The organism is Zhongshania aliphaticivorans, from assembly GCF_902705855.1.
GTDB lineage: Bacteria > Pseudomonadota > Gammaproteobacteria > Pseudomonadales > Spongiibacteraceae > Spongiibacter > Spongiibacter aliphaticivorans_B.
The window spans coordinates 178,143-192,653 of the sequence record NZ_CACSIJ010000016.1 but is presented as its reverse complement, the minus strand read 5'-3'; the positions used below and the strand labels follow the sequence as shown (position 1 = coordinate 192,653).

Sequence of the window (14,511 nt, the reverse complement as noted above, 5' to 3'; positions counted from 1 at the left end):
AATCGATGCAGGCGCGATGCCGTGAATGAGTACGTAGATGTAAGCGCTAAGTAAAGTACTTAGCGGTATCGTTCGCCTCAGGGCAACACAGTTTCGCCACGCATCAAGTCGGTGACAGTTTCGCGGGCGCGAATGAGGTGGTATTTGTCGCCATCCACCATGACTTCCGCCGCACGTCCTCGGCTATTGTAATTGGAACTCATGGTAAATCCATAGGCACCGCTCGATGCCAAGGCCAGTAAATCACCTTCTTCTATGCACAGCTCACGATCTTTGGCTAAAAAGTCACCGGTTTCGCACACGGGACCAACAAAGTCGTAGCTGCGGATAAGGCCGTCTTGGCGGGGCTGTACGGCCAATAAGTCCATCCACGCCGAATACAGTGATGGCCGAATCATGTCGTTCATCGCGGCGTCGATGATCGCAAAATTTTTGTGATCGTTGAGCTTTAAATATTCTACGCGGGTTAATAAAACACCGGCATTGGCGGTAATAGATCGGCCGGGTTCAAACATAAGGGTCACTTTGCGGTCGCCCAGCTTCTCTCTAATTGCTCGAATATAGTCGCCGGTCACTGGCGCAGTTTCATCGCGATAGCGCACACCTAAGCCGCCGCCAAGGTCGAGGTGCGAGATAGTAATGCCCATGTCGGCTAATACATCAACGAGCGATAACACCCGCGCTAGTGCATCTAAAAACGGGCTAGTGTCGATGAGCTGCGAACCGATATGACAATCGACGCCTTTAATTTCAATATTGGGTAGCGAAGCCGCACGGCGATATACCTCGGGTGCGCGTTCAATGTCGATACCAAACTTATTGTCGCGCAGTCCGGTAGAAATATAGGGGTGGGTTTTGGCATCGACGTCGGGGTTTACCCGCACCGAAATGGGCGCAGTAACATTCATGGCCGCCGCAACGCTATTGAGTCGTTCTAACTCAGCCTCTGATTCAACATTAAAACAGTGAATGCCCGCCTCTAAAGCGCGCTGCATTTCGGCAGCAGTTTTACCCACACCAGAAAACACGATGCGCTCAGGTTTGCCACCTGCGGCCAATACACGCTCCAACTCGCCAACAGACACAATGTCAAAGCCGGCACCGAGTCGCGCCAATACATTTAAAACCGCAATATTGGAATTTGCTTTTACGGCGTAGCAAACCAGATGATCCTGCCCTGCTAATGCTTCAGTGTATTCAGTAAAACGCTGTTCAAGGTAAGCCCGCGAGTAGACGTAGCAGGGGCTGCCAAATTCCGCAGCAATTTTGCTAAGTGGCACAGACTCGGCGTGAAGTTCGCCGTTTAGGTAATGAAAAGGAGACATATAAGCTTACTCTGCAGACGGTGTGGTCGCGTTGTTGGTGGTTTTTGGGGCGTTGGTGGATGTTGCCGACGACTCTATTGACGCGCTTTGCTCATCAGAGAGCACGAGTGGGCCGGTTTGCCCGCAGGCACCGAGTAAAACCACGGCGCAAAATGCCACAATGCGAATGCCGACCATAACAATGTCCCAAATTTAACTAAGGCGCGCATTATACCTAGCTCCCGCAACAAGCCCAATGGCTGTCGACGAGCTGCAGAGATTTTAGAGGAAAGCTCTGCAAACGTGGTCATGACCTTTAGAGTTTTTGGGGCGCACTAGCAAGGGGTGGCGCGAAGGCAAAGCCCAGATTAAAACCGAGTTATGCAGCGATTCCCTAAGCTTAGTATACTGCCGCCCACCACGCTCTCTTACGGATGCTACTATGAACGACGTTGAATTCAACGACAATATCGATGACCTGTTCGCCACTATTGAAGATGCCATAGATGAGCTTGATGCAGATGTAGATTGCGAAATTAGCGGCGGCGTATTAACACTGCAATGCCCAGACGGCAGCGCATTAATCTTCAGCCGCCAAACCGCGACAAGAGAATTGTGGCTGGCTGCGCGTTCAGGTGGATTCCACTACGTGTGGCAAAACAATGAATGGTATTGCGCCCGCACTGAACAAACGCTGGCAGACATGCTGATCGAAATTAGCCGTGAGCAAATAGGCGAAACTTTGCAGTTAAATTAAGGCTTAACGTGCCAATATTGAGGTATTCAATATTTCTTCAATATGCTGTTTGTAGCGCATATACACACAGGTTTGCTGTTGTGGCGGCATGACACTTAGATTAATGCGGCTTAGCTGATAGTGCTGGGGGCGTTCGTCCAGCAATTGGAGTTGCTCGGCAAGCTCGTCGAATAAAAGCTGTCCAGATTGCGCATAGCTAAATAATTGGTCATTACAGCGCATGTCAAACACGAGTCGTCCAGATTCTTGCGTTTGGGCGATAGCCTCTAAATCAATGGTGGTATGCGGGAGTCGCTCACTGGCCGGTGCTTCCGTAAATACACCTTTTCTTTCGCTTGTCCAAGTCTCACCGTCTTGGTGTAGCTCATACACGTAAAATTTGTGCTTGCTCTGCTGTTCTTTTTGGCATTCAAATAAAAAGGCTAACAGCGGCTGCATGAGGTTTTCTTCCGTGGTAAAGGCGCTGCTGCTGTGGTGCAGCGAGCCGCGCTCGTCCCGCAAAAACAAGTCTGCCCCCGCTTCTCTGCGATGAAAAAATACATAGCAATCGGCAGTGTTTGCAGCATGAATAATAGAGGTTAGCGCGGAGTCTGGTGCGCAGTAACGGTCAATAAGAAGGGGGCTGTATTCCGCTTGACCGCGCCCCAAGCATTGAATAAGTGTGGAGTAGTTGTTGGCTTGAATACTGTGCAACTCGTCGTTGTGAGACTGCAAAATATAAAAGCCGTTGTTTAAACGAATGAGTAGCCGCTTGTTGACGGGCTTGGTGTAAAACGCACGGTAGAGCAGCGCGGGTAGATGCCGCGTTCGCTTCAGCAATTTATCGTCTGGATCATTAAAACACAGCGCACGTATAAGGGGTGGGTGGCTTCCCCTTGAGGCAGCCACCATCAATTGCTGATAAATTTTAAAGGTATCCAGCACCGTTTCGTCACCGTTGAAGGCAATCGACGAGACCTCGCCCCAACTATTAATCACTACAATTTCTATGTGATTGACGGGGTAGTTATTGTTGCGGTTTGCCAGCCCTGCGGCCCCAAGCGCATTCAGGGCATGCTGGCCGAGATTGATATACATCAGAAGGGTTTCAGGCACTTTAGGCCGATTAAAGGCCTCGTGTTTAGCCGGATCTGCCGCGTAAGCGTGGCGTGGTAGGTGTTTTTGTAAGTGCGCAGCCAAGCGTCGTAAATCAGCTTCGGTTACACCATCCTGCCGTCCGTTTAGCCGTAGACGGCTATAGTCGTTAATAAGGCCATTGCAATAACACCAACACAGCAGGCCGCTCAAGTGGTCGTGCTCCTGCAAAATGGCGTCGGCTTCAAAATCATGACGGGCGCTGGTACTCACTGCCCAGCGACGCTCGCTGCCGTAGCCAGACGAATGGAAGAATAATTGTTCTTCAGACAAGTCAGGCGCGATACCGGGGTTCAGCCACTCAACTTTGTAGCGCTTGCGTTCAAACGCGGCGTATAACTTGCGCCCCAGCAGCGTCATTTCTTGAGACTTGATTAGCGCCGGACGTTTGCTGCGCTTGGCAAAGTCTTGCAAAAAACGGTAGCTATTGGTGAGTTCGGCAACCAAAAAGCGATGTTCTTCTCGCACGCGCCTGAGCTTCCAACGGCTGCGGGTGTCGAGATTGAGGAGTTGCTCTGGCGGCCACTGCCATTCCTGAATTAATTTTTCTAGCAACTGACGTCGCCATGTGGTGTTGACTGCGCCGAGCTGTGACAGGCGTATACCGGCTTTAAAATAAAAGGCCCGACGAACCAGCTCTAAACGGTCAAATTCATTGCGTTCGTTGAGATAACTCGCCAGTCGTTGGTAGACCATAATGTAAGGGTCTAGTGCGTCGGCGTCGGAATTGCCATCATAAATGGCTTGCTTCAGGCTGACAGCCAAGGGGTAAACCTTGGGGAAATCCCGCGCGTAGGCCTCGGTCAGCAACAGTTTTAGTACCGCTTTATACGGTGAGCTAATGGCCTTATAAAGCTGCCAAACCCCCGCACCAATAAACTCCCCAGCAGGAATATTCGATACCCCGCCAAAGTCGATAGACTCATTTGGGCCGACGAAACCTTGGGCGTGAAGTAGGGCGGTGTACTCCTGATAATTCACTTCCTCGTCTGGAGGCACTAGCCACCAAATGGGATAGCGACCAGCAATTAATAGCGCGCTGCGATAAAACTCATCCAGCAACAAAAAGTGTTGGCTGGTGCCCGCAGATTCTGCACTGATGCGGTCGCGATGACCGCGCCGGAACTGATCGTTGTTCATTAAGAAAAAGTGAATTTCTAAGCCTAAGGTTTTTGCCCACTCAGAAATCGCCCCCGCCTTGTGGTAGAGCTTTTCTAAGCCGGATTCATCAATACCAGCATGGTGGCACAGCCAAATATCGAGGTCAGAACTTTCGGCTTGGGCGACAGTGCCGCAGGAACCCATTAAAAATATGCTGTGAATTTGCGGCGGAGCTTGATCCTCAGGACGGTAGTCGACACTGCGGGCGATATTGTTACGCACCCGATCCAAAGTGAGTGCGTCGGGCTGGTAGCCATCAATACCACAGGGCGCACGTAGGCTGTTATAGCCGGGCAAAATGGGGTGATTAATATGAATGAGCAGCGGCAGTAAATCTAAAAATATTTGTTGCCGAGGTAGCAGCGCGGTGCGGGTGCGCAATAGTCGTTCGCGGTTTAGTGTCAAAAATCGCTCGCGAATCACCGCTAATCCGTCGTGGCTGATACCGCGGTCGAACAGGGGGTTGCTGGGCTGGCTGTGGGTGGGCGTATCCGCCATACTTTGCGATCCGATGTCATTCTGCGCCCACTGTACCGGCAATCACGGGCACTTGTCATGTGCGGTCTGTGGCTGGCTTAGTGTGTTTGCGTAAGCAGTAAATGCCCTTGGCGATCAATGGTGGCCTGCCACTCTTGCTCTAGCCACAAGGTGGCGGTGGCGTCGCTAATAAGTGCTGGCCCATCAAGGGTTTGTCCGCAGCGTAAGTCCTTGCGCTCATAGCGCGGCACCTCAATTGCGCCTTTGTTATTACTGGCGATGACGTTTTGGGTATCTACGGCAGAGGCCGCCAAGCCGCCGCTAATAGTTGGCAATGTCAGGGCGAGGGTGTCGGCCCGCAAGGCTTGGCGAATATTAATGAGCTGAATCGGCAGCGCCAGTTCGTGGCCGTAGAGTTCGCGGTGGGCGCGGTGAAATGCTTGCTCAAGGGCGCGTATATCGTCCTGCCAATCTAAGTTAAGAGTGTAAGACTGCCCCACATAGCAAAGGTCGACACTCGCCTGCGCCGTAATTTGAGATGCAGAAATACCTTCGGCAAGTAACTGTTGGCGACCGCTAGCGGCTAAGTCCTGCAAATTAAGCCGCAAAATGTCTAGGTCTAGCTCTGTAAGGCCAATATTAATCGTGCGGGAAAGCTGGCGCTCGCGGGGCGCCAGCAACATGCCCAGTGCAGAAAACACGCCGGCGTAATTAGGCACAATAATATCGGAACAGCCCAAGGCTTCTGCTAATGCGCAAATATGCAAACCACCAGCTCCGCCAAAACAACACAGGCTGAAATCTGCAGGATCGTGGCCACGCTGTACGGATATGACTCGCAGCGCGCGCACCATGTGTTCATTGGCAATGTCGATAATACCGGTGGCGGTGGCCTCTATGCTGATACCTAGTGCGCTGGCGAGTTCGCCTACTGCGCGGTGGGCTGCATCGACATTTAAGGGCATAGCACCGCCTAGACGGGCGGCGGCGGGCAGGCGTCCGAGTACGACATTAGCGTCGGTAACGGTTGGCCTTGTTCCGCCCTTGTTGTAACAGGCGGGCCCCGGCTCTGCACCAGCAGATTCCGGCCCAACACGCAGCATACTGCCTTCGTCTAAATAGGCGATTGAGCCGCCGCCAGCACCTATCGTGTGCATATCAACCATGGGCACCGCAACGGGGTAGGGGCCAATTTTGCCTTCATTAGTTAACTTGATATTGCCGTTAATCAGAGCGACATCACTAGAGGTGCCGCCCATATCAAAGGTCATTAATTGGGGGTGATGTAAAATCTGACTAATATGTTTTGCAGCGGCCAAACCGCCAGCGGGGCCAGACAGCAATAAATTAACAGCGCGTTGTGAGGCATTGCTGGCGTCGGTGGTGCCGCCAGAAGATTGCATCACCGCTATAGGGGTGGTCTTTAAGGCGCTCTGTAAATTGCGTAAATAGCTCGCCACCTTTGGCCCCAGCCAGGCGTTTAGCCAGGTGGCCATGCCGCGCTCGTATTCCTTGTATTCGGGTAATACCTCAGAGGAGCAAGACACAAAAATATTGGCGGGAATCTGCTCGGCAATGGCTTTTTCAAAGTCGGCGTTGATAAACGAGAACAATAAATTAATCGCCACCGCCTCGGGTTTCAGGCGATCAAGTTCTGCCATCAAGGCGTCTAGCTCTGCCTGGCTAAGGCCGTCGATTATATTGCCGTCAGCCCCTATTCGGCCGCCGGTTTCTAAGCAAAGTTCGCGGGGCACCGGCGCGGCTTTAGGCGCGGGTCTGAGTTCGTAAAGAGCGTCGCGGGTTTGGCGGCCAATCGTTAACATATCGGCAAAGCCACGGTTGGTAATAAAGACGGTTCTCGCGCCTTTGCCTTCCAGTGCAGCATTGGTTGCCACCGTTGAGCCGTGTACGACCAGCAGCCTGCCTTGGTCTACCAAATCCTGCAGGCCAAGTTCGCGGATGCCATGCAAAATGGCTAACTCGGGATGCTCGGGCGTAGACGGGCATTTATAGCTGCGTATGGTTTGATCTTGCAGCAACACAAAATCGGTAAAGGTGCCGCCGGTATCAACACCAAGGTAAGCCTGATCTAGCATAGTTCACTCAAATAAAAATCTTGGGCCATTGTCGCCAGTCGCCATTCATTTGTCATCGCTTGCGGCGGTATTCATGACGATAAGGCAGAAGCTGAGATACAATCCAGCGTCTATTTATAAAGCCGAGCGTGTCGTGCCAGAATTACCCGAAGTCGAAACTGTAAAGCGTGGCATTGCTCCGCATCTGCTTGCAAGGCGGTTTGAAAAAACCATCGTTAGAGATCTTCGCCTGCGCTGGCCGGTTGACCCAAACCTCGATGCGCTGCTGCGCGGTAAAGAAGTACGGAGTGTTGAGCGCCGAGCGAAATACGTTTTGCTGCGCCTAGATACCGGGTATTTGGTGATTCACCTTGGCATGTCGGGACGGCTTTACCTTGTGAGCGCCAATACCCCCGTCGCCAAGCATGATCATCTAGATTTTTTACTCAGCGACGGCCAAGTGCTGCGCTACACCGATCCAAGACGTTTCGGCGCGGTGATATGGATCGCCGGTGACGATGTCTCCACCCACAAATTATTTGCCTCATTGGGGCCGGAGCCACTCACCGCAGAGTTCGACGCGGCCTATCTGTTTAAGCGCTCCAGAAAGCGCAAAGTGCCCATAAAAAGTTTTTTAATGGATGCCCATGTGGTCGTTGGGGTTGGCAATATCTACGCCAATGAAGCGCTTTTTATGGCCGGTATCTCGCCACTGCGCGAAGCGGGCAGCATCAGTCTTGCCCGTTATACCCGCTTGGTGGTGGCGGTAAAACAGGTGTTGGAATATGCGATTGCACAGGGCGGCACAACCCTAAAGGACTTTGTCGGCGGCGACGGCAAGCCGGGATATTTTAAACAAGAGCTGCAGGTTTATGGTCGCGGCGGCGAGTCGTGTTCGGCTTGCCAGCGAGTACTGCAGGAGATCCGTATAGCGCAGCGCACCACGGTATTTTGTAAGGTTTGCCAAAAGTAGAATGTATCGACATGCGCTGAATGTCGTTGAATTTCCGCGAACTGACTTTTTAGCGTGCTAGAATCGCCCCCAGTTAACGATTTGATGTGCAGGATAATTGAATGAAAGTTGCGGTATTCGGTATTGGTTATGTTGGCTTAGTGCAGGCGGCGGTATTGGCAGAAGTGGGGCACGAGGTTGTCTGTGTCGATGTGAATGCTGAGCGGGTCGAGAATTTAAAAAAAGGCATTATCCCAATATACGAGCCGGGTTTGACTCCCCTCGTAGAGCGCAATTACGAAGCCGGCCGCCTGCAATTCACTACCGATGCCGAGCTTGGCGTAAAGCACGGCAAAATTCAGTTTATTGCGGTGGGCACCCCGCCAGATGAAGATGGCTCTGCTGATTTGCAATATGTGTTGGCCGTGGCAAAAACGATTGCAACGTATATGGAATCCCCCAAGATTATTGTTGATAAGTCTACCGTGCCAGTGGGTACCGCAGACAAAGTCGCCGAGTGCATTGCCGCAGTATTAAAAGCGCGGGGCGTGAGTTTAGATTTTGACGTGGTGTCTAACCCCGAATTCTTGAAAGAAGGCGCAGCGGTGGCAGACTGCCAACGCCCAGACCGTATAGTGATCGGCACCGACAGCGCCATTGCCGAAAGTAAAATGCGCGAGCTCTACGCGCCCTTTAACCGCAACCATGAAAAATTGATTGTGATGGACGTGCGCTCGGCCGAGCTGACCAAATACGCCGCCAACTGCATGTTGGCAACCAAAATTAGCTTTATGAACGAAATGGCCAATCTGGCCGAAAAACTCGGTGCCGACATCGAAAAAGTAAGGCTGGGCATAGGTTCAGATCCGCGCATTGGCTACCACTTTATCTATCCTGGCTGTGGCTACGGCGGCTCCTGCTTTCCCAAAGACGTTCAGGCCCTGGTGAGAACGGCAGAAAAAGTCGGCTATACACCAGAGTTGCTGCGCTCAGTAGAGGCGGTAAACGGTCGCCAAAAAGAGAAATTGTTTAGCCATGTTCAGTCCTATTTTAATGGCGACCTAGCTGGCAAGCGCATTGCACTGTGGGGATTGTCTTTTAAACCGAATACCGACGATATGCGCGACGCATCTAGCCGAGTGCTCATGGAAAACCTCTGGGCCGCCGGTGCGATAGTGCAGGCATACGACCCCGAAGCCATGAACGAAACCCAGCGCATATACGGCACCCGAGCAGACCTCAACCTAATGGGCACCAAAGAATCGGCACTCAACGGCGCAGACGCCCTCGTAGTTTGCACTGAATGGAACGCCTTTAAAGCCCCAGATTTCGATCTAATAAAAGAAACCCTAAGCCACGCCGTGATATTCGATGGCCGCAACTTATACGACCCCGCCATACTAGAGCCACAAGGCATCGCCTACTACGGCATAGGTCGAGGACGCAGCGTAGAGTAAATCATCGGCCTCAGGCGCGGCCTCCTACAAGACCACCCAAATGTGTCGTGATGTGATACAAAACCGCTGGGATGGTAGGAGCGGGCGCCGACCGCGATAGCTCGGGCTGGAACGGTGCGTAATTCTTTCGGCCTCGGCGCGACCTCCTACAAAACCACGCAATCGTGTCGTGATGTGATACAACGTACCTGTTTGGTAGGAGCGGGCGCCGACCGCGATGAACCTCGGGCTAAACCTGCGCGTAATTCATCGGCCTCAGGCGCGGCCTCCTACAGGGGACTACGCCGTTGGGGTACATCCCTTCGCGTAGGAGCGGGCGCCGACCGCGATAGCTCGGGCTGGATCGGTGCGTAATTCTTTCGGTCTCAGGCGCGGCCTCCTACAAAAATCATCACGGACGTTGATCGTGTGGCCTGGGCCAGCGGCCTCCTACAAACACCGAGATAACATTATTAAAAATAAATGGCATCCCAAAGCGGATACTCTCCAACATTCTCAACAAGCCCAGCTCGCAATGGATTTGCAACGATATACCGCGCCGCAGCAACAACATCGTCATCTTGTCTCAGCGCGCGATCATGAAACCCACGCTGCCAAACTCTCCCATCGCAAACATTAAGACGATTCACATTATGGGCAGACCGTGTTTTCAGGAACTGAACTGTGCGCGAAAGCGATGAATTTCCATGCAATACCATTAACCAATGCAAGTGATCTGGCATCACCACAAACGCGAGGGTCGTGGCGGCCTCTACCTCCCGTAAAGCCGTAACGACACCGCGGCCTATCCAAAAATTATTGAAATAAGGCTGGCGATGCGCAGTACAGGTGGTAATTAGATAAGCTTGCCCAGATAAAGAGCGGCGCCCCAAACGAAGATCACCACCCTTTGGCGGGTTATTCATTGGCATCCATCCTTGGATTACGATTCGGATTAAGCTTAGTCTATTGCTGACTAAATCGTAAATCTATCGGCCTCGGCGCGACCTCCTACAAAATCACCTAATTGTGTAGAGCGGGCGCCGACCGCGATAGGCCTCGGGCTGGCTCAGCGCGTAAATCTATCGGCCTCAGGCGCGGCCTCCTACAAAATTACCTAATTGTGTAGATACTCTGTTTGCCGTCAAGTTTGTAAGTGCTGCTCACTGAAGAGCAGCGTTGAATCAAAGGCGGTTTTGGTCTTCAGGCAGGCCCACAATCCGGTGAGGTATTTCCTCATTACGGCGCACAGAGCCTGAATTTTCTTTTTACCTCGGGCCACCAGGTTCTCGTAAAAGGCCTTCGCCCTAGGGTCGTACCGTACAGCGCTCATTGCAGGCATGTACAGTGTCGAACGCAGGTAGGCATTGCCCGCTTTGCTGAGTCGAGCCGGTCGGTTAACGCTACTGCCTGATTGCGTCAGGCGCACATCCAGCCCCGCGAAACGACTCACCTGCGGGGCTTTTAGCTCGCAAGGCAATACACACAACTCTCCCAAAACGCTTAAGGCAGTAGCCTTACCAACGCCTTTCGCGGCACATAGGTTCGAGAAGTCTCTAGACAGTGCGGGCGACTCAGCAATGAGTGACAGCGCGGCCTCGCTTAACCGTTCTATGCGCTGATCCAACAAGGCAATACCGGCCTGCTCGTCCTCAATCAGCAAGGGCAGAGTGCTGCGCTTGGACTGCAATGCATGTAGCCGGTTCTTGGCTTGGCTCCGTGTACCGGTTAAGCGATTGATCTGCCGCCCGATATCACGCAGGGCAAGCCGAGTCTCATCGGGCGGCATCCAGCGCCGGGGCTGCATACGTTCGCCGTATTCCGCCAGCAAGGCCGCATCCACGCCGTCAGTCTTACTGTTGGCAAGCTTTAGAGAGGCGAAGTGGTGGAAGCTCTTCGGGTTGATGACCGCCACTGGCAAGTCAGCCTGTGCTAGGGCTACCGCTAGGTCGAAGTAGTAGATCCCAGTGGCCTCCATGACAATTAGCGCTGGCTTGAGCTCTGTGAGGCGCTTAAGCGCCTGAGCATGCCCCTGACTAGTTTGGCGATACGACTCCACCTTAGACACCTTGCCATTCTTGCGGCTCACCATCTCAAACGAGTTGGCGGCAATATCTATCCCGACAAATACGCTCATCCGCTTTTCCTCCCTTGCATCAATACGGCACAATAGTCACCGGTTCCCCGACCTCGCACTTGATGCCGCCTCAACCTTGTGATGCGAAGTCCGGTCTGACCGGCTTCCGGATACTCTTCGAGGTAGGCAATGAGGCGGGGGGCCTCTCTACAGACGAGGTCAGATAATGCTGCCTCTAGGAGCGGACGGCCTCCCCGGTAACCGTTGAAATAGCCTACCAATTCATCGAAGTTAAACATACAAGGAGCGGGCGCTGACCGCGATGGGCCTCGGGCTGGATCGGCGCGTAAATCATCGGCCTCAGGCGCGGCCTCCTACAAAATCACCTCGCCGTTATATGGGTTCTGCGATAAGGCGCGCGTGACTAATGGTGCGTCATGGCGAGAATCCGTTCTTCACTCTGAGTAATAGCGCGTATTGTCGTTTTCTTAGCGGGTGTTTAGGCGTGTATTAATCGATAGATACGATATCTCGTTATACTGCATGATATATAAAGGTGTGACATAGTGGTTTTTATGATTTGCTTTCGTGCTAACCACGAGTACACTAAAACCTACCCTAGTTTGGGTACTTGGCAGGGATGCTGACCAAGGTTGGTGATTCACACAGGATGTGTGTCTTCGGACAGGATTACCGACTCCCTGCCATACTTTCAAGTTTATAATCCCCAAGAATTAATTTCTGAAAATCAGAATGCGCAGTTTGCGTGATACGGGCATGATTTATCCAGCGCGTATCGCGCAAGGGTTCGGTATTTTCGCGGTAGCACGTCGGATGCCAGACATCCGACGTTCATTTACTTCTCAGACTTATACTCATAATGGTAATTGCCGTAGCCGTAGCCTGCCGCGCGACGTTCTACCGCGTTTAACACAACGCCTTTTACTGTAATGCCATTTTGCTCAAAGCGGCGTTTAGTGACTTCTAGTTCTTTAATTGGGTTCAGTCCAAAGCGTGCAACAAGCATTGTTACCCCGCATTGACGGCCCACAATAGCCGCATCAGTTACTGCCATAATTGGGGGAGTATCTACAAGAACAATATCGTAATCGTTACTCACATCTTCCAGCAGATTTGTTAAGCCTTTGCTCATTAACAGCTCAGATGGATTTGGTGGAATAGCGCCCCGGGGAATAATGAAAAGATTGGGAATTTGCGTTGGCTTAATGGCATCTTTTACGCTAATTCGTTTACTTAGCAGCTCAGAGACACCGTCTTCAGGTTCCATATCAAACATCTTATGCATATAGCCTTTGCGCAAGTCCATATCAATGAGCAATACCCGTTGGCCTGCTTGGGCAATAACGGCTGCCAAATTGCCAGACACAAAAGACTTGCCCACGTTGGGGCTGGGGCCAGAAATCATCATAATGTTATTGCTTGCTTCCAACATAGCAAAGTGCAGGCTGGTTCTTAGGCTACGTAACGCCTCTATGGTGATGTCGGTTGGATTATGATGAGCGAGCAGCACTGTTGGGTGTTGGTTGTGTGGGTGCCGTCTAAGCTTGCGGTTACCTAGCAGGGTTCGGTCTAGCTTGCTTTGTTCTTTAGATAGCGGAATGGATGCGTACACCGGTATACCAATAGCTTCAATTTCGTCTGGGTTCTCTACCCCGCGATTCAAGGCTGCACGCACCAAAGCAATCGCTATCCCTATAAAACAACCTAATAAGGTCGCTATTATAGCAATAAGTAATCGCTTTGGCTTAACGGGTTCTTCAATATTCACCGCGGCATCATCAACAATGCGCACATTCCCTATGGTGCCAGCGCGAACAATATCCAGCTCTTGAATATTATTTAACATCTGCGTGTAAATTTCTGTACCGACTTCTAAATCTCGTTTCAAACCTAGCAGTTCTTGCTGTGTTTCGGGTAGACCCCGTATGCGCTCGTTAAATTCGACTTTCCGAGCCCGTTGCTCAGCCATCTGTTCACGCCATGCTTGGTAGGCTGGGTGGTCGTGAGTATATAGGCGATCTAGCTCAGCTTTTTTAAGCTGCAACTCTGCAATGCCAGATTCAATATCAACAACTTGCTCAAGTAAGCCCTCGGCCTCGGCACTAATATTTACCGAGCCAGCTTTGACTTGATATTCATTAAATCTGCGCTCCGCGTTTTCTAAGTCTTTCTTAATGGTGGGTAATTGATTTTTCAAAAAAGATAAACTTTTTGCTGCCTCGGCAGATTGGCGCTCAACGTTCTGACGCAAGTAAGTGCGAGCCACAACATTTAAAATATCTTCGGCACGGCTTGGGTCGCTATCGTCTACAGACAAAGCAATAATGCCTGAGTCTTTACCGCGTTCAGACGCGCCGAGGGTCGCTTGTAAATCAATAATCGCATTTAGCCGACGGAGTTTAGTTAAAAATATTTCTGTGCCTGGCCGCGCGTGTAGTTTGCTAACAAATAATTCATAACCGGGTACTGTAACAGTTTGGCCTACAGTTCCAGTAAAAATGGTTTCATCGTTGGGAGACAGTAAGGTATAGCTATTGCTTTCGCCGACAATAAGCGTATGCATCTCATTAAATAGTGTTGAGGGTACATTAAACTTAGGTATCGAGATAAGCTCGCCGCCCCATGCATTGGCATTAAAGCCTAGTAATGGCGTATTTAATCCGCCGTTGGCATAGCTAAAGTGGCGGGCAATTGCGCTGCCAATAATCGGAAAGTAATTTGGCTCAATAATAATATCTAAGTGCAGCTCATCGACGGCCGTACCAATTACCGTACGACTTTTAAGTAACTCAATTTCAGTAACTGCTGCAGACTCACCGCCAAACATTTCCGTAACGTCGCTCATGCCTGGTAAGCCGGGTGACTTTTCCTCAACTTGAACAACCGCATTTGCGCGATATATTGGTGTTGCTAGGATTGCATAACTAACACCCAGCACCATAAACAGTATGGTGCTGGCGGCAATAATAGACTTTGAATCCCACAAGGTAGCAAGTAAGTTGAGTAAATCAATTTCGTCGTCAAAATGATGGCTTGAGTTATTCTTAGACGGGCCGCTATAAGTATTGTCTTGCGGAGTTAATGGGGTTTGGCTTGTCATAAGGTCGAGTACCGAAA

At 51.4% G+C, this 14,511-nt stretch carries 10 protein-coding genes; 3 read left to right on the top strand and 7 right to left on the bottom strand.

What is annotated here, in order from left to right:
* Positions 1–77: 77 nt before the first annotated feature.
* Both lysA and lptM read right to left on the bottom strand, forming a co-directional pair.
* Positions 78–1,325, bottom strand: coding sequence for a diaminopimelate decarboxylase (gene lysA / locus GVJ32_RS16640; protein WP_159241205.1), 1,248 nt, complete (start codon positions 1,323–1,325; stop codon positions 78–80).
* Between the two features lie 6 nt (positions 1,326–1,331).
* Positions 1,332–1,502, bottom strand: a complete 171-nt coding sequence (gene lptM, locus GVJ32_RS16635; RefSeq protein ID WP_159241204.1) for an LPS translocon maturation chaperone LptM — start codon at positions 1,500–1,502, stop codon at positions 1,332–1,334.
* 244 nt (positions 1,503–1,746) lie between these two features.
* Here lptM and cyaY point away from each other — a divergent pair, with 244 nt between their 5' ends.
* Positions 1,747–2,061: an iron donor protein CyaY gene (gene cyaY / locus GVJ32_RS16630; RefSeq protein WP_159241203.1), complete on the top strand. Its 315-nt coding sequence runs from the start codon at positions 1,747–1,749 to the stop codon at positions 2,059–2,061.
* Between the two features lie 3 nt (positions 2,062–2,064).
* Here the strand turns inward: cyaY and GVJ32_RS16625 are convergent, their stop codons facing one another.
* Complete coding sequence (locus GVJ32_RS16625) at positions 2,065–4,854, bottom strand: class I adenylate cyclase (RefSeq protein WP_159241202.1); 2,790 nt, start codon at positions 4,852–4,854, stop codon at positions 2,065–2,067.
* Between the two features lie 77 nt (positions 4,855–4,931).
* Entirely contained in the window at positions 4,932–6,929 is a 1,998-nt protein-coding gene (locus tag GVJ32_RS16620; RefSeq protein WP_159241201.1) for a hydantoinase/oxoprolinase family protein, read from the bottom strand.
* A 133-nt stretch (positions 6,930–7,062) separates the two neighbouring features.
* Between GVJ32_RS16620 and mutM the strand changes: the two genes are divergently transcribed.
* Together mutM and GVJ32_RS16610 are read left to right on the top strand one after the other, a co-directional pair.
* Positions 7,063–7,881, top strand: coding sequence for a bifunctional DNA-formamidopyrimidine glycosylase/DNA-(apurinic or apyrimidinic site) lyase (gene mutM / locus GVJ32_RS16615; protein WP_159241233.1), 819 nt, complete (start codon positions 7,063–7,065; stop codon positions 7,879–7,881).
* Between the two features lie 101 nt (positions 7,882–7,982).
* The gene (locus GVJ32_RS16610; protein ID WP_159241200.1) at positions 7,983–9,317 is read left to right on the top strand and encodes a UDP-glucose dehydrogenase family protein; all 1,335 of its coding nucleotides are present in this window, start codon (positions 7,983–7,985) and stop codon (positions 9,315–9,317) included.
* 452 nt (positions 9,318–9,769) lie between these two features.
* Here GVJ32_RS16610 and GVJ32_RS16605 read toward each other — a convergent pair whose 3' ends face one another.
* The 3 genes from GVJ32_RS16605 to GVJ32_RS16595 all read right to left on the bottom strand — a co-directional run bounded on the left by GVJ32_RS16605 (position 9,770) and on the right by GVJ32_RS16595 (position 14,494).
* Positions 9,770–10,222, bottom strand: coding sequence for an REP-associated tyrosine transposase (locus GVJ32_RS16605; RefSeq protein WP_159241199.1), 453 nt, complete (start codon positions 10,220–10,222; stop codon positions 9,770–9,772).
* A 218-nt stretch (positions 10,223–10,440) separates the two neighbouring features.
* A complete protein-coding gene (locus tag GVJ32_RS16600; RefSeq protein ID WP_159241198.1) occupies positions 10,441–11,433 on the bottom strand; it encodes an IS110 family transposase in 993 nt (330 codons plus the stop codon).
* 796 nt (positions 11,434–12,229) lie between these two features.
* Entirely contained in the window at positions 12,230–14,494 is a 2,265-nt protein-coding gene (locus tag GVJ32_RS16595) for a polysaccharide biosynthesis tyrosine autokinase (RefSeq protein ID WP_159241197.1), read from the bottom strand.
* Positions 14,495–14,511: the final 17 nt, after the last annotated feature.

Excerpts from the sequence above, each read along its gene's own strand:
- GVJ32_RS16600 (WP_159241198.1), bottom strand. The coding sequence starts at position 11,433 with ATGAGCGTATTTGTCGGGATAGATATTGCCGCCAACTCGTTTGAGATG.
- cyaY (WP_159241203.1), top strand. The coding sequence starts at position 1,747 with ATGAACGACGTTGAATTCAACGACAATATCGATGACCTGTTCGCCACT.
- GVJ32_RS16625 (WP_159241202.1), bottom strand. The coding sequence starts at position 4,854 with ATGGCGGATACGCCCACCCACAGCCAGCCCAGCAACCCCCTGTTCGAC.
- lysA (WP_159241205.1), bottom strand. The coding sequence starts at position 1,325 with ATGTCTCCTTTTCATTACCTAAACGGCGAACTTCACGCCGAGTCTGTG.
- GVJ32_RS16620 (WP_159241201.1), bottom strand. The coding sequence starts at position 6,929 with ATGCTAGATCAGGCTTACCTTGGTGTTGATACCGGCGGCACCTTTACC.
- GVJ32_RS16595 (WP_159241197.1), bottom strand. The coding sequence starts at position 14,494 with ATGACAAGCCAAACCCCATTAACTCCGCAAGACAATACTTATAGCGGC.
- GVJ32_RS16610 (WP_159241200.1), top strand. The coding sequence starts at position 7,983 with ATGAAAGTTGCGGTATTCGGTATTGGTTATGTTGGCTTAGTGCAGGCG.
- lptM (WP_159241204.1), bottom strand. The coding sequence starts at position 1,502 with ATGGTCGGCATTCGCATTGTGGCATTTTGCGCCGTGGTTTTACTCGGT.
- GVJ32_RS16605 (WP_159241199.1), bottom strand. The coding sequence starts at position 10,222 with ATGAATAACCCGCCAAAGGGTGGTGATCTTCGTTTGGGGCGCCGCTCT.